General features: G+C 66.2%; 19 protein-coding genes. 7 read left to right on the forward strand and 12 right to left on the reverse strand.

All coding sequences use genetic code 11. The features are described from left to right. Positions 1-78: 78 nt before the first annotated feature. Complete coding sequence (locus ASC68_RS27930) at positions 79-1,494, reverse strand: mannitol dehydrogenase family protein (RefSeq protein WP_248310615.1); 1,416 nt, start codon at positions 1,492-1,494, stop codon at positions 79-81. A gap of 254 nt (positions 1,495-1,748) precedes the next feature. On the opposite strand from ASC68_RS27930, the gene ASC68_RS27935 reads away from it, so the two are divergent. Continuing rightward, positions 1,749-2,666 (forward strand): sugar kinase, encoded by a 918-nt coding sequence (locus tag ASC68_RS27935; protein ID WP_082528540.1) that lies wholly within the window; start codon positions 1,749-1,751, stop codon positions 2,664-2,666. A gap of 34 nt (positions 2,667-2,700) precedes the next feature. On the opposite strand, the gene ASC68_RS27940 is transcribed toward ASC68_RS27935, so the two are convergent. After that, positions 2,701-3,033: a hypothetical protein gene (locus tag ASC68_RS27940; protein ID WP_055887854.1), complete on the reverse strand. Its 333-nt coding sequence runs from the start codon at positions 3,031-3,033 to the stop codon at positions 2,701-2,703. 112 nt (positions 3,034-3,145) lie between these two features. Next, positions 3,146-4,063 (reverse strand): transcriptional regulator GcvA, encoded by a 918-nt coding sequence (gcvA, locus tag ASC68_RS27945; RefSeq protein ID WP_055887857.1) that lies wholly within the window; start codon positions 4,061-4,063, stop codon positions 3,146-3,148. 141 nt (positions 4,064-4,204) lie between these two features. On the opposite strand from gcvA, the gene ASC68_RS27950 reads away from it, so the two are divergent. Genes ASC68_RS27950 through ASC68_RS27960 form a run of 3 tightly spaced genes read left to right on the forward strand, consistent with a single transcriptional unit; the run spans position 4,205 to position 5,719 of the window. Then, on the forward strand, positions 4,205-4,453 hold the full coding sequence (locus ASC68_RS27950) for a hypothetical protein (RefSeq protein ID WP_055887859.1): 249 nt from the start codon (positions 4,205-4,207) through the stop codon (positions 4,451-4,453). Between the two features lie 28 nt (positions 4,454-4,481). Continuing rightward, on the forward strand, positions 4,482-4,937 hold the full coding sequence (locus ASC68_RS27955) for a VOC family protein (RefSeq protein WP_055887862.1): 456 nt from the start codon (positions 4,482-4,484) through the stop codon (positions 4,935-4,937). 50 nt (positions 4,938-4,987) lie between these two features. After that, the gene (locus ASC68_RS27960; RefSeq protein WP_055887865.1) at positions 4,988-5,719 is read left to right on the forward strand and encodes an SDR family oxidoreductase; all 732 of its coding nucleotides are present in this window, start codon (positions 4,988-4,990) and stop codon (positions 5,717-5,719) included. Here ASC68_RS27960 and ASC68_RS27965 read toward each other — a convergent pair. The 6 genes from ASC68_RS27965 to ASC68_RS27990 form a co-directional block, all read right to left on the reverse strand. Further along, entirely contained in the window at positions 5,712-6,908 is a 1,197-nt protein-coding gene (locus tag ASC68_RS27965; protein WP_055887868.1) for a TCR/Tet family MFS transporter, read from the reverse strand. The genes ASC68_RS27960 and ASC68_RS27965 overlap by 8 nt on opposite strands. Positions 6,909-7,231: 323 nt before the next feature. Beyond that, positions 7,232-8,389 carry an NAD(P)-dependent oxidoreductase gene (locus ASC68_RS27970; RefSeq protein WP_055887872.1) on the reverse strand — a complete coding sequence of 386 codons (1,158 nt, stop codon included), beginning with the start codon at positions 8,387-8,389 and terminating at the stop codon, positions 7,232-7,234. Positions 8,390-8,405: 16 nt separating this feature from the next. Beyond that, the gene (locus ASC68_RS27975; protein ID WP_055887874.1) at positions 8,406-8,786 is read right to left on the reverse strand and encodes a DUF2200 domain-containing protein; all 381 of its coding nucleotides are present in this window, start codon (positions 8,784-8,786) and stop codon (positions 8,406-8,408) included. An 11-nt stretch (positions 8,787-8,797) separates the two neighbouring features. Then, entirely contained in the window at positions 8,798-9,421 is a 624-nt protein-coding gene (locus ASC68_RS27980; RefSeq protein WP_055887876.1) for a LysE family transporter, read from the reverse strand. A gap of 133 nt (positions 9,422-9,554) precedes the next feature. After that, positions 9,555-9,914, reverse strand: a complete 360-nt coding sequence (locus tag ASC68_RS27985) for a hypothetical protein (RefSeq protein ID WP_055887879.1) — start codon at positions 9,912-9,914, stop codon at positions 9,555-9,557. 131 nt (positions 9,915-10,045) lie between these two features. After that, positions 10,046-11,005 (reverse strand): SDR family NAD(P)-dependent oxidoreductase, encoded by a 960-nt coding sequence (locus ASC68_RS27990; protein ID WP_055887882.1) that lies wholly within the window; start codon positions 11,003-11,005, stop codon positions 10,046-10,048. Positions 11,006-11,119: 114 nt separating this feature from the next. On the opposite strand from ASC68_RS27990, the gene ASC68_RS27995 reads away from it, so the two are divergent. Then, the gene (locus ASC68_RS27995; RefSeq protein WP_055887885.1) at positions 11,120-12,022 is read left to right on the forward strand and encodes an AraC family transcriptional regulator; all 903 of its coding nucleotides are present in this window, start codon (positions 11,120-11,122) and stop codon (positions 12,020-12,022) included. Between the two features lie 17 nt (positions 12,023-12,039). Here the strand turns inward: ASC68_RS27995 and ASC68_RS28000 are convergent, their stop codons facing one another. Then, the gene (locus tag ASC68_RS28000; protein ID WP_055887888.1) at positions 12,040-12,582 is read right to left on the reverse strand and encodes a DUF924 family protein; all 543 of its coding nucleotides are present in this window, start codon (positions 12,580-12,582) and stop codon (positions 12,040-12,042) included. Between the two features lie 124 nt (positions 12,583-12,706). Between ASC68_RS28000 and ASC68_RS28005 the strand changes: the two genes are divergently transcribed. Beyond that, on the forward strand, positions 12,707-12,919 hold the full coding sequence (locus tag ASC68_RS28005) for a hypothetical protein (RefSeq protein ID WP_055887892.1): 213 nt from the start codon (positions 12,707-12,709) through the stop codon (positions 12,917-12,919). A 98-nt stretch (positions 12,920-13,017) separates the two neighbouring features. Here the strand turns inward: ASC68_RS28005 and ASC68_RS28010 are convergent, their stop codons facing one another. After that, positions 13,018-14,019: a zinc-binding alcohol dehydrogenase family protein gene (locus ASC68_RS28010; RefSeq protein ID WP_055887895.1), complete on the reverse strand. Its 1,002-nt coding sequence runs from the start codon at positions 14,017-14,019 to the stop codon at positions 13,018-13,020. A 198-nt stretch (positions 14,020-14,217) separates the two neighbouring features. Here ASC68_RS28010 and ASC68_RS28015 point away from each other — a divergent pair, with 198 nt between their 5' ends. Further along, positions 14,218-15,243, forward strand: coding sequence for a low specificity L-threonine aldolase (locus ASC68_RS28015; protein ID WP_055887898.1), 1,026 nt, complete (start codon positions 14,218-14,220; stop codon positions 15,241-15,243). A 150-nt stretch (positions 15,244-15,393) separates the two neighbouring features. On the opposite strand, the gene ASC68_RS28020 is transcribed toward ASC68_RS28015, so the two are convergent. Beyond that, a complete protein-coding gene (locus ASC68_RS28020) occupies positions 15,394-16,311 on the reverse strand; it encodes a hypothetical protein (protein ID WP_055887901.1) in 918 nt (305 codons plus the stop codon). Positions 16,312-16,539 lie beyond the last annotated feature (228 nt).

Raw genomic sequence — 16,539 nt, forward strand, 5'->3', positions numbered from 1 at the left:
CGGCGCGATCTAGCCCTTCTGCCCTCTCCCCTTGAGGGTGAGGGTGGCTCGGCGAAGCCGAGACGGGTGAGGGGCAGGTCAGCCTAGCCTCTGCACCGCTTCCTTCGCGCCGTTCTCCAGCAGCGATTTCAGGTGGTTGGTGACTGTATCGCGGAACACCGCAACCTGCGGCAGGTCAGTGCCGAAGACTTCCGTCACGGCGAGGAGGCCGTTCGCCAGTTTCTCGGGATCGCGCCCTGCCTCGTCGGCAATCTGACGTAGCCGCGTGGCCATGGGGTCTTTGACATCGATAGGCTGGCCGGCTTCGTCGATGCCGGTGACGTACCACATCCAGGCAGCGACACCCAACGCCAGGCGCGGGAATGGCTGCGTCGCCTTGAGCCGATCGCGAATGGTGCCGAGCAGGCGCTGCGGCAGTTTCTGTGTGCCGTCCATGGCGATCTGCCATGTGCGGTGCTTGAGCGCGGGGTTGGCGAAGCGAGCCAGCAGCTGGTCGCGATAGACCTCGAGCGTCGTGCGCGACATCGGCAGGGTCGGCATTGCTTCTTCGGTCATCAGCCCGTGGACCAGCCGGTGAATTGCAGCGTCGGCGATGGCTTCGTTGACGTATTGATAGCCCGAGAGATAGCCGAGATAGGCCATGGTCGAATGGCTGCCATTGAGCATCCTCAGCTTCATCAGCTCGAACGGCTCGACATCTTCGACCAGTTCGGCGCCGACGGTTTCGAAGGGCGGCCGGCCGGCGGGAAAATCGTCCTCGATCACCCACTGGGTGAAGGGCTCGGTCATGATCGGCCAGGCGTCGTCGAGACCGGTGATCTCGGCGACGATGCTGCGGTCGGCGTCGGTGGTGGCTGGCACGATCCGATCGATCATGGTCGAGGGAAAGCTCACGTTCTGAACGTAGTCCGCAAGACTCGTCCCGGCCGCGCGCAGCTCGGCGAAGCGGCGCACGATGCGGCCGGCGGTTTTGCCGTTCGACGGGAGGTTGTCGCAGCTCATCACCGTGAAGGGGGCCAGCCCGCGCTGCCGGCGGCGTTCGAGTGCGGCGACGATAATGCCGGGCGCGCTGATCGGCGTCTCCGGATGCGCCAGGTCGTGGACGATATCGGGATGCTTTTCGTCGAGCTCGCCGGTCGAGGGATCGTGGCAATAGCCCTTCTCGGTGACGGTCAGCGAGACGATGCGGATCGCCGGATCGGCCATGGTTTCAATCAGTTGGGCGCGCTGGGTGTTGGCATCGAGCACATCGAGGATGGAGCCGATGATGCGCGGTTTGGTGCCCGAGGCATCGCGGATGGCGAGGGTATAGAGGAAATCCTGCGGCTCGAGCGCGTCACGGGTATCGGGACGGCGCAGCGAGGCGCCGATAATGCCCCAGCTGGGGTTTTTGGCGAGCAGGCTGTCGACATAGGCAGCCATGTGGGCCCTATGGAAAGCGCCGATCCCCAGGTGAACGATGCCTGGGGTGACCGTCGATCGGTCGTAATCCATGACGTCAACGCCACGTGTACGAAGGCTGTCTGATTGGATTTCGGACATGGACAGGCGTGGCATTTGTCGGTGTTCCCTCTGATAGACGGCGTGCCTCTCCACCACCCCTGGGGTGGCCCCTCCCCCGCCGCACGGGAGAGGATCATGAAACGCACGTGCATCAATAACGGAGCATCTCGGGGACTGCCATACCAGGCGGTTGCGTGGGCAAAATATCCCCGGCATAAGCATTGGGCAGTTGAGGGGAAGACGGCGTGACCAAACGGTTTGTGAGTATCGGCGAAGCCATGATCGAAATGTCTGGCGGCGAAGGTGGGATGTACCGCCTCGGCTATGCCGGCGATACGCTGAACACCGCATGGTACGCACGGGCTCTGCTGCCGGAAGGCTGGGATGTCGATTATGTGACGGCGCTCGGCGACGACATGTATTCGGGCGAGATGCGGGCGTTCATCAAGAAGGCCGGGATCGGCACCGAACGGATCCAGACCATCGCCAACCGCCGGCCCGGGCTCTACATGATCCACCAGGAAAAGGGCGACCGGCACTTCACCTACTGGCGCGGGCAATCGGCGGCGAAACTCCTTGCCGACGATGTCGAGGCGCTGGAGGCGGCGGTGGTAGGCGCCGACACGGTGTATTTCTCGGGCATCTCGATGGCGATCCTGGCGCCGCGAGCCCGCGGCAAGCTGATGCGCACCATCGTCAAGGCGCGCGATGCCGGCGCGACCGTGGTGTTTGACACCAATCTGAGGCCGGCGCTGTGGACCAGCCCACGGATCATGGCCTCGACGCTGACGGCGGCCGCAGCGATCGCCGATATCGTGCTGCCGACCCATACCGACGAAGCGCCGCTGTTCGGCGATGCTTCGCCCGAGGCGACGGCGGAGCGCTACCTGAAGCTCGGGGCGCAGGAAGTGGTGGCCAAGGACGGCTCGAAACCGGCTTTCGTCGCCACGGCAGACGGCGTGCGCCAGTACGTGCCGGCGCCTGAGGCCGAGAAGGTCGTCGATGCGACCGGGGCCGGCGACTCGTTCAACGGCGGCTATCTCAGCGGCCGGGCCCGCGGCCTGTCGCCGGTCGAAGCCGCCGAGCGCGCCCACCGGGTGGCCGGCGTGGTGATCGGCCACAAGGGTGCGCTGGTTGATCCGGCGCAGGTGCGCGGGGTTTAGGGGCGCGGCACCTACTGCCGCGCTGCGGCATTGCCTATTCCTGCGATTCCTTGCCGATGAGTTCCTGTTCGCAGGCATCGTAGTAGAGGTGCCAGACGACGACGTGACCGTCGCGCTTCGGCTTCAGAGCCACGAACATGTAAACGTAGCCCTTCGAGTACTCAGGGTAGTGCTGCACTTCCGTGTATTTCTTGCGCTTCAGGATTTTGGCAACCCGTTCAGGGCCGAGGCACTCGTTGAGGTGCTCGCCGCCGAGGTCGAAGCCTCCCTTGGCGCCGGCGGCGATGGCCGCAGGCGCAGCCAGGGCGCTGACGACGATTGCCGCCGCGAGGCAGGATTTAAGGATCGAGACACTGGGTGAGGACATCGCTTGCTCCGCAACTGGCGGGCAGTGATTTGCCCGCCGATTGAGGGGACGCTAGGTCGCCCGAAATGAACGCCGACCGACAGTAACGGTCACCGCATATTCATAAGTCGTATTATGATTGTCCCAACTTGCCGCTTGACTGATTGTCGAGGGCACTCTCGGCCAGCAGCCAGTCGCGGAAGGCCCTGACCCGGCGCTGACGCAGGGCGCTCTGCAGGTAGACGACATAGTATTTTGAGCTCGCCTTGAGCTCGAGGCCGAACGGCCGGACTAGGCGCCCGGCGGCGAGGTCGGCGGAGACGAGAGTACTGCGGCCGAGCAGCACCCCCTCGCCATGCACGGCGGCCTCGGTGGCATAGGTGGCGGAATCGAAGCGCACGCCGCTGTTGGGGTTGATGTCGGTGACGCCCGCGCGCTCCAGCCAGGTCTTCCAGTCGATCGGGAAGCCGTCATGGATCAGCGTGTGATGCCTCAGGTCAGCCGGTTCGCGGAGCGGGTGCTCGCCGCCCAGCAGCTCGGGGCTGCAGACCGGGAACACATCGACCTCCGACAGCAGTTCGGACACCGCGCCCTCGTAATCGCCGGCGCCGTAGCGGATGGCGATATCGACGCCGTCACGAACGAAATCGGCGAGCAGGCCCGAGGTTGAGATGCGCACATCGATATCGCGGTGGGCGCGATGGAAGCGGTAGAGCCGCGGCACCAGCCAGCGGCCGGCAAAGCCGTCTGAGGTGCTGACATTGAGCACCCCGGCCGGGCGCGGCGCCGCCACCGCCATGGTGGCCGTGCTGATCTGGTCGAGCGCCGCGGCGATCTCGGCGGCATAGGCGGCGCCCTCGGGCGTGAGGCTGACCGAACGGGTGCCGCGTTCGAACAGTTGCACGCCCAGCCGGTCCTCGATGTTGCGGACGGCGCGGCTGATGGCGCCGTGGGTGAGATTCAGCTCGGCCGCGGCGTTGGTGAAGCTTAAGTGCCGTGCCGCCGCATCGAAAGCGGGCAGCGCGGAGAGCGGCGGGAGTTTGCGAGGCATGCGCCACCTGTGAGTTTTCCTCACAGATCGTGCAGCAATTCTCGTTTGTTGTCTATGCGGCGATCGCCCAGATTATCGCCATGGAAACAGCGGTTTCCGGCCGATCTCAAACGATCCGGCAGCAAACGAAAGGAACATCCTGTGAGCAACTATCATACTTATGCCGACGACTGCCGCGCTTCGGCTCCCTCTGTCCAGCAGGTTGCCGGCGACGCCATATCGCTGGTGCGGAGCGCGATCCACGCCGTGGTGTCGCCCTTGCGCCATGCCAGGGCGCGCCGCGCCACCGAGGATCGGGTCACGGGCTTTCCGGCGCATCTGCTGGCCGACCTCGGCTACGAGCGCGACTGGGATGGCTCGATCCACCCGGTCCGCAACGAAGACGCCTGATCCGCTAAGCGACGAAAGGAGAAGAGCAATGGCAAAGGTATTCCCCCATCTCTGGTTCAAGAACCAGGCCGACGAGGCAATGGCGTTCTACACGTCGATCTTCAGGGATTCCCAAGTGCTCGGGCGCAGCATCATGCCCGACCCGGAACTGTCGGTGGTGCGCTTCGCGCTCGCCGGCCAACCGGTGGTGGCGCTCAATGCCAACTCGCCGGCGCACTACAACGAATCCTTCTCGTTCCTCATCGAGACCGATGACCAGCAAGAGACCGACTATTACTGGAATGCGCTGATCGCCGATGGCGGCAAGGAACAGCCCTGCGGCTGGCTCACCGACAAGTTCGGCGTCTACTGGCAGGTGTCGCCCACCCGGCTATCGCAGCTGCTGGCGGACCCGGACCGTGCCAAGGCCGGCCGCGTGCTGCAGGCGATGTACCAGATGAAAAAGATCGTCATCGCCGACCTCGAGCGCGCCTATCGCGGCTGAGCCCGCGTCGCGCTCCTCCCCTTCCAACATCATCACAACGGAGAAATCCCATGGCACAGCTTATGGGCAGGAAAGTCGTCGTCGTCGGAGGCAGCTCTGGCATTGGCCTTGGGGTCGCTGCGGCGGCGCTGGAACGCGGCGCCGAACTGGTGCTGGTCGGCCGCTCGCAGGACAAGCTACTGCAAGCGCAGCGTAACCTCGGCGGCAATGGCCGGGTGAAGACGGTAACCGCCGACATGACGCGGGAAGCCGAGATTGCCGCAGCCTTTGCCGGCATCGGCGCCTTCGACCACCTGGTGTCGACCGCCGGCACGCCGCCGCCGGGTGACCCGATCGGCGAGACCGACGCCGAAATGGTGCGGCGGTTTGTCGACGACAAGCTGATCGGCGCCGTGCTGGTGGCCAAGCACGCCGTGCGGACGCTCACGGCCGGTGGGTCGATGACCTTCACCTCGGGCATCAACAAGGACCGGCCGCCGGTGCCGGGCGGCGCCGTGGTCTCGGCGATCGCCGGCGCGTTCAGCTACTTCGCCCGGGCGCTGGCGCTGGAACTGGCGCCGGGCCGGGTGAACATCGTCTCGCCCGGCTGGGTCGATACGCCGATGTTCGACGAACTCGTCGGCGAAGCCAAGGCGGGCTATTTCGCGGAAATGGCAGCCCGCCTGCCAATCGGCCGGATCGCCGCACCGCGCGATGTGGCGCCCGCCTATCTCTACGCCATGGAAAGCGAGTTCATGACCGGCGAGACGATCCACATCGATGGCGGGCAACGGCTTATCTGAGGTCGGAAGGAGCGGCTGGTCCCCCGAGCCGGAGGCTCAGGACGAGGGGGACCAGCAGCCCATAGAGCGCGACGACGGAAAGCCAGATGGCGCCGGGCCAGTGGTCGCGGAAGACGAAATAGAGGCTCGAGAACAGCAGTGGCGCGGCGATCGAAGCAAGGCTGACGGCCGAGGCGAGGACGCCCTGGAACTGGCCCTGCTGACTCTCATCGACCTGCCGCGTGGCGAGCGATTGCAGCGCCGGGGCACCGATGCCGCCGAGCGCGAAGACCGGCATGATGGCGAAGATCAGCCAGCTCTGGGTGGCAAAGGCCATGACGACGAGTGCGATCGATGCGCCGGCGATGCCGGTGAGGATCGCGCCGCGCTCGCCGAGCAGCTTTGCCGCGGGACCGGGAAGGAAGGCCTGCGCCAGCGTCTGGCAAACGCCGAAGGCGCCGAGCGACAATCCGATCCACAGGCCATTCCACTGGAAGGTGTCGCCGCCCCAAAGCGCCCAGCAGGTGCCGTAGACCTCGCCGGTGGCGGCGAAAGCGAAGAAGATCAAGATCATCGGCCGCAGGCTTTTGACCGAGAGGGCCCAGCGCAGCGAGCGGAGCGGATTGAGCGCCGCCAGATCGAGCTTTTCGCGGCTCGGAGTGCGTGACTCGGGCAACACGAGGAAAGCCAGCAGCAGGTTGCCGGCGTTCAGCACCGCCGCGGCGATGAAGGGCAGCCGCAACCAGTAATCCCCCAGCGCGCCGCCGAGCACCGGCCCAATGATGAAACCGATGCCGAACATGGCATTGAGCAGGCCGAAGCGGCGGGCCCGGGTGTCTTCGGGCGAGATGTCGGTGACATAGGCGGTGGCGACCGAGACATTGGCGCTGGTGAGGCCGGCAATGGCGCGGCCGAGCAGTAGCAGCCAGAGGTTCGGCGCGAAGGCAAGGAAGAGGTAGTTAATCGCTGCGCCACCGAGCGAGATCAGCAGCACCGGACGGCGGCCGAGCCGATCGCTGAGGGCGCCGAGGATCGGCGCGAAGACGAACTGCATGACGGCGTAGAGCGCGGTCATGATGCCGATATAGGCGGCGACATTCTCGGCGCCGGTCACCTCGGCGAGCAGCGAGGGAAGGATGGGAAAGATGAGGCCGATGCCGACGGCATCGAGAACAATGGCGGTGTAGATGACGGTGAGTGATCTCTGCATGGCAAGCTTGCTCCACGCGAAGCAGGCGGACGCCCACGCAGGCGACGACAGCTTCGCGATCATGCCCGACGGCGGGCGACTGGGGTTCTGGGAGACGCTGACCAGGCCATGCGCAAGGCATGAGCTGGCGTGTGCTTGACCACCTGGACGACTATTCGTCCACCTGTTTACTCCGCCACTGAGCGGATCAAGGGAGGCGGTCGCTTTTCGCGACGCCCGGGAGATACGCCCGACGCGGCGGAGGGGCAAGTGGCGAATTCCGGAAGGGGCCGATGCGACGGAGGCATGGCTGGCCCTGACCTCAGCGGATGGACGTAAGGGCGCTAGGCGCGGGCGCGGACCGCAAGCGCCGCGGTCGCGACCTCGCGTTCCAGCTCCGGCGGATAGGCGTGGAGGCCGGGCGGAATGCCGGCGGCGCCCGCGGTGAGCAGCCAGAGCAGGCCACGGATCATCACGCCGGAGAACGGATCGAAACTCGCCGAACCCGCCAGGTTGCCGGTGAAGGCGATGTTGATCAGGCTGCCGCGGTTGAGCAGGAACAGCGAGCGGCCGCCGATAGTGTAGCGCTCGATATGAGCCTTCATGGTCCGGCGCTCATGCCGATCGAGCCAATCGACGTCGATCTCACGATTGGAGTGGCCGACATTGAAGAGCACCGCACCATCGCGGCAAAGATTCAGTTCAGCCTCGCCAAGCACGCCGTCGCGACCGGTGGCGGTGACGATGACGGTTGCCTCCGCCAGCGCTTCGGCGAGTGGCAGGGTGCGGCAGCCGAAATGCAGCGCTTCGAGCTGGCGGACCGGATCGCGCTCGGCGACGGTGACTACGGCGCCGAGCGCGCGGGCCCGTTCGGCGACGCCACGGCCTACCGGCCCGAAGCCGACGACCAGCACCCGGCAACCGAACAGTGACAGGCCGGTGATGCTGCCAAAGGCCGGCCAGGTTTCTTCGCCGACATGGAAGCGGTTGTGGATGGCGTCCTTGAGGGCAATCCCGTTCCAGTCGAACACCGGAAAGGCGAGGGTCAAGGGCCGGATCCGATGGAGGCCCGTCGTGGTCGCCTCGAGTGCGCCGGCGATCGGCGTGCCCGCGAGGGTGGCGGCCTCGATGAGTTCGCCGCCCATGTCGCAGATGGCATCGAGGGGGCCGGTCGCGAAGCGGCGAAGCGTTTCGTCATAGAGCGTGCGCGGCTCGCGCCGGCCATCGAACATCTCAACGCCGTGGTTGGCGAGATACTCGACCACGCGGGGGTCGGTACTATCGGGGTTGCACCCGCCAACGCGGACCGACACGCCGGCCTCGACGAACGGCATCAGGGTCAGGATGGTATCGGGGAGGAGGTGCATCCAGCCGGCGAGCCGCTTGCCGGAAAGGTCGGTGCGGCGCACCTCGGCGCCGAAATGCGTGCTGATCGGGTGGGTGAAGCGGAGCCATTCGAGCGCCGCCTCGATCTCGGCAATCGCATTTGGGTCCGCAGCCATGATGGCACCTCCGTGGTCAGCCGGGCGTTGGGGTCCTCAGGATTTTCGCCATGGCCTTGCCCTTGGCGAGTTCGTCGATGAGTTTGTCCAGGTAGCGGATCTCGCGCATCATCGGTTCTTCGATGTTCTCGACGCGGACGCCGCAGACGACGCCGGTGATCAGCGATCGCGCCGGGTTGAGCGCCGGCGCAGAGGTGAAGAAGGTTTCGAGGGTGGCACCCTTCGTCAGCTGATCGTCCAGCGACTGCTGGGTGTGGCCGGTCAGCCAGCGAAGGATCTCATCGACCTCGGCCTTGCTGCGCCCCTTGTTCTCCGCCTTGGCGATGTAGAGCGGATAGACCTTGGCGATGTTGTACGAATAAACGCGGTCCCTGACTTTCTCCGTCGTCTCCCGCATGTCGGCCCTCCTTATCTGGCCTCGATGATCAGGCGGACGCCGAGGATGCCGATGAAGGCGGCGGCGGCGCGATCGACCCAGAGCTTGGCGCTCAGATAGATGGCGCGGGGTTTTGTCGCCGAGAAGGCGATGGCGACGATGCTGTACCACAGGGTTTCCTGCAGGAAGATCAGCGGCGGCAGGGCCCAGTAGAGCCAGGGCTCGGGATTGGCGGGCAGGAGCGCGGCGAACACCGCGCCGAACACCGCAACGATCTTGGGATTGGAAAGCTGGGTGAGGAGGCCGAAGGTGAAGGCCTTCTGCGGATTGGCGGCGGGAGCGGCGCCGGCCTCGACCGTGATGGGGTCGGCGGCGTGGCTCCAGATCTTCCAGGCGAGATAGACGAGGTAAAGCCCGCCAGCGACCTTCAGCGCAGTGAACAGCAGGCCGCCATCCTGCATCAGGGTGCGCAGCCCGAGCACGGCGAGCGCGCCGTACACCATGGCCCCTACTCCCATGCCGAGCGCCGCGGCGAGCCCTTCGGTGCGCGACTGGGCGACGGCGGTACGGACCACGAAGACGAAGCTCGGGCCTGGGCTGATGGCGCCGAGCAAGAGGGCGCCGAGAATGGCAAAAAGCGGCAGAAAATGGTCCATGGGAGCCTCCGGAACAGCGGGAGGCTAGCGCATCAGCGGCCGGTGCTGGAAGCGATATCGCAGCGCCGGCGATCGACGGAGGCAGCTCTCACCCGAACCCCGACGTCCGGGTAAGAGCTCGCGTGCAGAGCCGTTACAGCATCTTTTCTTCCTTCACCGGGGTGCGGCTGACGATCTCGCGGTCGCAGGCGTCGTAGGTGATGTAGTAGGGGACGAAGACGTGCTCGGAGTTCTTCTTCTTGGCGGAGAACAGGTAGATGCCCTCCTCGGCTTCCTTCTCGAGCTTCTCGATCATCTTGTAGTTGCGCTTCTTGAGATAGCGGATCGCCTGCTTGACGCTCTGGCAATCGTAGTCGTCGTAGTCGTCGTGGTTCTCAAAGATCGGTTTCTCCTGCAGGCCGCCAGCGAGGACCGGCGGAGCCGAGACGGCGACGAGCGACAGGGCGAGGGCAGCGAAAGTCGGCCGGGCGAAACGATTGAGACGTGCGAACATTTGGTCCACTCCATGAAAGCAGGCTCGGTTGCCTGCGGGTAAGAGAGGACTAAGGGGGTTCGGCTGAACCGATGCAGAGCCGGAAGTTCATCGGTCATTCATAAGTCGTATTATGATTTTGAGTCACCCGGTTAAGCCGGACGGAAGGCGTCGACGCCGGTGAGATCGGCCGAGAGGGCCCAGAGGCGGGCCGCCTCTTCTGGGTCGACGGCGTAGGGGCGCACGCCGGTGAAGCCATCCTGGCTGAGCGGGGCGACGTCGCAGTCTTCGCAATAGAGCCCACCCAGACCGGCGAGTTGCGGGGAGGTCGCGGCCCACACCTGGGTTGCCGCACCCTGCTGCGGGGTCTTGAAGCTGGGGTCGGCGAGATCGCCATTCTCATCGATCCAGCCGGCTGCGACCTTTTCGGCCTTGGCCAGATGGCGCTGCAGCGGAGTGAGGATACTGCCGGGGTGGAGCGAAAAAGCGCGCACGCCGGCGTCGCGACCGAGCGCATCGAGATGGACGGCGAACAGGGCGTTGGCGGTCTTGCTCTGGCCGTAGGCGTGCCAGCGGTCATAGCCGTGGGTGAACTGCACATCGTCCCAGCGGATGCCGGTGATGCCGTGGGCGCCGGAGGAGACGGCGACGACGCGGGCTCCGGCGCCGCCGGAAAGGGCCGGCCACAGCCGGTTGACGAGGGCATAATGGCCGAGATGGTTGGTGGCGAACTGGGCTTCCCAGCCAGGACCGACGCGGGTCTCGGGGCAGGCCATGATGCCGGCGCTGTTGATGAGGATATCGACGTGGCGGCGTGAGGCCACGACGCGAGCGGCGAACGCACTGACGCTGGCGAGGTCGGTAAGATCGAGGGCTTCGATCTCGACGCCGGGAAGGTCGCCCACGGCGGCAAGAGCTGTGTCGGGCTGGCGGGCGGGGACGATGACGCGGGCGCCTGCCGCAGCCAAGGCCCTGGTGGTCTCCAGCCCGAGACCGGAATGGCCGCCGGTGACGATCGCCAGCTTGCCGTTCAGGTCCTGCCCATGCAGCACCTCGGTGGCGGTGGTGCGGGCTCCGAAGCCGGATCCGATCGGCGTTTGCGGGTTGGCCATGACTTAAGAACTCCGGCTGCTGGGATGGATTGCTGCAGCAGAGTTACTCGGGTTGGAAGCGTACGATCTATGCGCTATTGTCCGCCGTTCTTTCGTGATCGTCCGGAACTGTGAATGGATCCGCTCTCCGACGTCCTCTCACTGCTGAAGCCACAGAGCTCGATCAGCGTCGGCCTCGACGCTGGCGGGGACTGGGCGATCCGCTTTCCGGCCCATGAGGGGATCAAGTTCAACGCGGTGATGCGTGGCAGCTGCTGGGTCTGGGTGGAGGGCGAAAGCGGGCCGCTGCGGATGGAAGAAGGCGACTGCTTCCTGTTGACCAAGGGACGGCCATTCGGCCTCGCCACCGACCCAGCGTTGCCACCGATCGAGGCGAACGCCATTTACGACCACGCCCGGGATGGGATCGCGACCTGCAATGGCGGCGGCGACTTTTTCCTGATCGGCGGCCGCTTCACTTTCGCCGCGCCGCATGTGGAAGTGTTGTCGGGCGCCCTGCCCGCCATCGTGCGGGTACGCGAAGCCTCGAGCCAGGCCTCCGTGCTGCGCTGGGGGCTCGACCAGCTGGCGGCGGAGGTGCGCGAGCGGCGGCCGGGCGGTTTCCTGGTCTCCGAGCACCTCGCCCACATCATGCTGGTGCACGTGCTGCGGATTTATCTCGGCGGACCGCAATGCGCCGGGGCCGGCTGGCTGCAGGCGCTGGCCGACCGGCAGATGAGCAAGGTGGTCGGCGCGATCCATGCCGACCCGGCGCAACGCTGGACCCTCGAGGGGCTCGCCGGGGTGGCCGGCATGTCGCGCTCGAGCTTTGCCCAGCGGTTCAAGCAGGTGGTGGGGACGTCGCCGATCGAGTACCTGACGCGCTGGCGGATGCTGGTGGCATCGGACCGGTTGCGCAACTCACGCCAGAGCGTTGCGGCGATCGCACTGTCGATCGGCTATGAATCCGAAAGCGCGTTCAGCACGGCGTTCAAGCGGACGATGGCGTACTCGCCGCGGCAGTATCAGCGGCAGTAGGGCCAGGCCGGGCAGCTTCAGAACATGCCGTCGCCGGAGTTGATGTAGGCGATCTCATCGGGAGTGGAGACGCGACCGAGGGCGGCGTTGCGGCGGGGGTAGCGGCCGAAGCGGGCGATGCAATCGCGGTGCATGATCTCGTATTTGAGCGTGTCCTCGTCGCCGAGCGCGGTGAACAGCCGAATGGCCTCGTCGTGCACCGCGAGATCCTCCGAATGCATGTAGGGCATATAGAAGAACGTCCGGCGCCGGGGTTCGACCCGCATGTCGTCGCCGAGCGCGACCGCCTCCTGCGCGAGACGCAGCGCCATGGCATCGGAGGCGAAGGCCTCGGGGCGCTTGCGATGCAACTGGCGGCAGAACTGATCGAGTACGATGATCTCGGCGAGCCGACCCGATGGGCTGGCGCGCCACCAGGCCGCCTCGCCACGGGCGACGGCGGCATAGGTTTCGCCGAAGCGCTCGGCGAGCAGCGCATCGAACTCGGGCTTGCCGCCGAACCAGTCCGGCTCGCCGTGCGCGACGAACCAGAAGTTCAGGATGTCATCGGGGGAGGTCATGGCAGTGGTCCGTCTGGTGGTGGTTGGGCGAGCGCCCTTCACTGTTCATTGTCCATGGGCCGGGCATGATGTCACCGGCCGCACGGCGCTGGGTTATGTGGGGCGACTACCCAAGGAGAATTCTATGCGGCTCGTGAAGCTCGATACGCCCGATGGCATCATCTACGTCAACCCCGAGCATGTGGTCGCGGTGGTCAAGGGCCTGCGCGACACCAAGATCGACACGGTGTCGGGCGTGCATGTGGTGAAGGACCCGCCCGAAGTGGTGGCGCGGCTGCTCGGCATGGAAGAGATCGAGCTCGATGTGACGCCCAAGGCCGTGGGCTGGAAGGCCTAGGGGCCACCGCACGAGAGCGCTCCCTCCACCAGCTTCGCTGGTCCCCCAGCGGTGAGCGCCTGCGGCGCTCATCCGTGACCCCGCCACGCGGGGGAGGATCAGACCGTCACGATCGCCTTGATGACGCCGGTGCGGTCATGGGCCCAGATCGGCATATCCTCGGGCACCCGGTCCATGGTGGTGGCGTGGGTGGCGAGCTTGTCGGTGGGGACCTTGCCGAGGCGGATCGACTCCATGACGTGCTCGAAATCGGCGCGGATGGCGTTGCGCGAAGCGCGGATGGTGAGTTCGCGCCGGTGCACTTCTGAATCGGGGAACACCAGGTCGCCCTTGATGACGCCGACCAGGGTATAGCTGCCGCCATTGCGGGTATGGAACAGCGAGGCGTTCATCGCCTTGATCGAGCCGGTGGAATCGAACACCGCGTCGAAACCGGTCGACTTGATGCGCGTGAACTCACTGCCTTCGAGCTCGGCCGGCGAGAAGGTGGTGAAACCGAGGGCGCGCGTGGCGGCGATCTTGTCAGGTGCGGCATCGATGACGGTGACGTCGGCGCCGGCGATTTTTGCAAAGAAGGCGACACCCAAGCCGATCGGACCGGACCCGACCACCAGGGCGCGCGAGCCGGGCTTCAGCTCGGCGGTGCGGCGGATGGCGTGGGCGCCGATGGCGAGGAACTCGACCATGGCCGCATCGCGCAGGCTCAGGCCCTCGGCCTTGTAGAGGTTGCCAGCGGGCATGACGATCTCTTCGGCCATGCCGCCCGGCGCGTGCACGCCGATGACCTTGAGGGTCTCGCAGCAATTGGCGCGGCCTTCGAGGCAGGCCGGGCAATGGCCGCAGTTGAGATAAGGGTTGATCACGACGGGATCGCCGGCGGCGAAGGCTTCGCCGTTCGGGTCAACCACGGTGCCGCTCAGTTCGTGGCCGATGACGCGCGGGTACTCGAAGTAGGGGAAGTTGCCCTCGAAGATGTGGTAGTCGGTGCCGCAGATGCCGATGTGGCGAATGGCGACGCGGACCCAGCCGGGCTTCAGCTCGGGGCGGTCGATGTCGATCAGCGCCAGCTGCTCGGGCGCGGTGCAGGATATGGCTCGCATGGGGTCTCCTATTGCGGAGGATCATAGCGGCGCGTGGCCGAGACTCCAGTGCGCAAAACGTCCCCCCTCTTGCGATTTCTAAGGGTTTGGCGAAGGGCCAAACCCAAGAAATCGCATTCTCCCCCGCAAGGGGGGCGATGGCCGACTGAGAGGCCGGTGTGCTAGGAGCGTGGCCGCGATGTATCGGGGTATTTCAGCGTGAATTTTGCGAGCGATAACTGGGCCGGGGCGACGCCTGAGGTGATGGCGGCGCTGGTGCGGCACAATGGCGGCTATTCGCCGGCCTATGGCGGGGATCCGCTGAGCCTCAGCGTAGCGCAGCGCTTCTCGGAGTTGTTCGAGCGCGAGGTGGAGGTGTGGTTCACCGCGACCGGAACGGCCTCGAACTCGCTGGGGCTCGCGGCACTGAGCCGGCCGGGCGGCGTGGTGTTCTGCGGCGAGGACGCGCATGTGCACACCGACGAAAGCGGCGCGACGGAGTTCCAGTCGGGCGGCATGAAGCTGGCGCCGGTACAGAGCCCGCTCGGATTGATCGACGCGGGAGCGTTCGCCACGGCGCTCGGCAAGCACTCGCCTGGTGGGCGGAGCGTGCCGGTGGCGCTGAGCCTCACCAATGCGACGGAATGGGGCACCGTGTATTCGGTGGCGCAGGTGGCCGAGCTGGCGACAATCGCGCGTGACGGCGGGCTGAAGGTGCACATGGATGGAGCGCGGTTCGGCAACGCGGTGGCGGCGCTGGGCGTAACGCCGGCCGAACTGACCTGGAAGGCCGGGGTAGACTTCTTGTCGTTCGGGGCCACCAAGAACGGCTGCTGGGCGGCCGAAGCGATCGTGGTGTTTACCCCGGGGCTGCTCGGGGACTTCGAAGCACGGCGGCAGCGGGCCGGACACACGTTCTCCAAGGCGCGGTTCGTCGCGGCGCAGTTCGAGGGCTATCTCGAGGACGGCAACTGGCTGCGGCGGGCCGGGCACGCCAACGCCATGTCGGACCGGCTGCGCGCCGGGATCCGGGCCAGCAGCGTGGCGCGGCTCGGCTGGGAGAACACGGCGAACGAGGTGTTCGCGGTGATCCCCAGGGCGGCGCTGGCGCGGCTGCGGGCCGCGGGCGGCGCAGCGCATGAATGGCCGACCGACGGGCTCGCGGCGGACGAAACGCTGGTGCGGCTGGTGACCAGCTGGGCGACGACCGAGGCCGATGTGGCGGGGTTTTTGGGGGTGCTTTAGGCGATAGAACCGAAGCAGGCGGCCCCCTCCCGGCCTCCCCCATAAAGGGGGAGGTGAAGAGTCGAGGCTCTGTCTTCGATTGTGCCTAGTGAACCGACGGGGCACCTCCCCCTTTATGGGGGAGGATGGGAGGGGGCCGTCTGTCAGCGTTTAGCCGATGACCACCTTCACCAGATTGCCGGCCGGGTCCCTGCTCTCGAGCCCCTCGTTGGTCTCCGCATAGCCCGCGCCGATTGCCGCGAGCCGAGCCTTCACTGCATCGAGCGCCGCCTGATCCGGCAGTGCGACGTGGAACCAGCGGAGGCCGGCCGAACCCTTCGGCGCCTGGGTGGCGTTCGGGCCGGACCAGATGTTGAAGGCGATGGTGTGCGGCGGGTAGTCGAGGCCGAGATCGCCCATGCCGAAGCGGCGCATGATGAACAGGCCGCCGAAGCCGAGGCCATCGCGATAGTAGCGCATGGCTTGCTCGAGATCGTGCACATGCAGGTGGATGTGGCCGATGCGGGTGCCCTCGGGCATCAGCGCCGGCACGGCGTTGACGTCATCGAGTTCGGCGAGCAGGTCGTCGACATCGATGGCCTCGCGGCCGGAATGGGGCGAACCATCGATGGTCTTGACGTAGAAGCCGTCCTCGCCGTCGCCGATGGTACCGCGCCAGGGCGTCTCGAAGGTGATCTCGATGCCGTTATTGTCGTCGTCCCACAGGTAGATCGCCTCGGAGACGAGGTGATCGGTGGGCGAAATGCGGACGCGGCGCATCAGGGCGCGCACCACCATTTCGGCCAGCGCCTTGCGGGTCGGGACATGCACGGCGACATGGTAGAGGCCGAGCGAGCGATCGGGGAACGGGCCCGTGGCGCCAAGTTCGAGGGTGATCAGCTCGCGGCCGCCGGCGCCCAGATGCAGCGCTTCGGCATCCTCGGAGATGAGCTCGAGGCCGACGACATCGCGCCAGACGGCGAGCGCCTTATCTCGATCGGTGACGCCGATGCGAACGGCGCCGAGATGGGTGGTGAGCGGCAGTGTCGGGGCGGAGCGGACCGCGGCCTGGGATTCGACAGTGATCATGATGGGGTCTCGCGACGGGCGTTAGGTTGACCCTGATATGGCGGAGGCCGAGGGGCAAGCCAATGCTGTCGCGCGGGCAGACAGTCGATACAGATATGCGTGAATGGGTTGCGTTGTCGGTCGATTAGCTACGGCTGAGTCCCTGAGGTGTCCCCTCCACCATGCTCCGCATGGTCCCCCGCCCCCGCCCCGTGGGGAGGACAAAAAAACGACCACCACCCCCATCCC

The organism is Devosia sp. Root105 (assembly GCF_001424865.1).
GTDB lineage: Bacteria > Pseudomonadota > Alphaproteobacteria > Rhizobiales > Devosiaceae > Devosia_A.

Bases quoted from the DNA above. Each gene is read 5' to 3' on its own strand.
- ASC68_RS27930 (WP_248310615.1), bottom strand. From the start codon at position 1,494: ATGGATTACGACCGATCGACGGTCACCCCAGGCATCGTTCACCTGGGG.
- ASC68_RS27940 (WP_055887854.1), bottom strand. From the start codon at position 3,033: ATGTCCTCACCCAGTGTCTCGATCCTTAAATCCTGCCTCGCGGCGGCA.
- gcvA (WP_055887857.1), bottom strand. From the start codon at position 4,063: ATGCCTCGCAAACTCCCGCCGCTCTCCGCGCTGCCCGCTTTCGATGCG.
- ASC68_RS27955 (WP_055887862.1), top strand. From the start codon at position 4,482: ATGGCAAAGGTATTCCCCCATCTCTGGTTCAAGAACCAGGCCGACGAG.
- ASC68_RS27960 (WP_055887865.1), top strand. From the start codon at position 4,988: ATGGCACAGCTTATGGGCAGGAAAGTCGTCGTCGTCGGAGGCAGCTCT.
- ASC68_RS27965 (WP_055887868.1), bottom strand. From the start codon at position 6,908: ATGCAGAGATCACTCACCGTCATCTACACCGCCATTGTTCTCGATGCC.
- ASC68_RS27970 (WP_055887872.1), bottom strand. From the start codon at position 8,389: ATGGCTGCGGACCCAAATGCGATTGCCGAGATCGAGGCGGCGCTCGAA.
- ASC68_RS27975 (WP_055887874.1), bottom strand. From the start codon at position 8,786: ATGCGGGAGACGACGGAGAAAGTCAGGGACCGCGTTTATTCGTACAAC.
- ASC68_RS27980 (WP_055887876.1), bottom strand. From the start codon at position 9,421: ATGGACCATTTTCTGCCGCTTTTTGCCATTCTCGGCGCCCTCTTGCTC.
- ASC68_RS27985 (WP_055887879.1), bottom strand. From the start codon at position 9,914: ATGTTCGCACGTCTCAATCGTTTCGCCCGGCCGACTTTCGCTGCCCTC.
- ASC68_RS27990 (WP_055887882.1), bottom strand. From the start codon at position 11,005: ATGGCCAACCCGCAAACGCCGATCGGATCCGGCTTCGGAGCCCGCACC.
- ASC68_RS27995 (WP_055887885.1), top strand. From the start codon at position 11,120: ATGGATCCGCTCTCCGACGTCCTCTCACTGCTGAAGCCACAGAGCTCG.
- ASC68_RS28000 (WP_055887888.1), bottom strand. From the start codon at position 12,582: ATGACCTCCCCCGATGACATCCTGAACTTCTGGTTCGTCGCGCACGGC.
- ASC68_RS28005 (WP_055887892.1), top strand. From the start codon at position 12,707: ATGCGGCTCGTGAAGCTCGATACGCCCGATGGCATCATCTACGTCAAC.
- ASC68_RS28010 (WP_055887895.1), bottom strand. From the start codon at position 14,019: ATGCGAGCCATATCCTGCACCGCGCCCGAGCAGCTGGCGCTGATCGAC.
- ASC68_RS28020 (WP_055887901.1), bottom strand. From the start codon at position 16,311: ATGATCACTGTCGAATCCCAGGCCGCGGTCCGCTCCGCCCCGACACTG.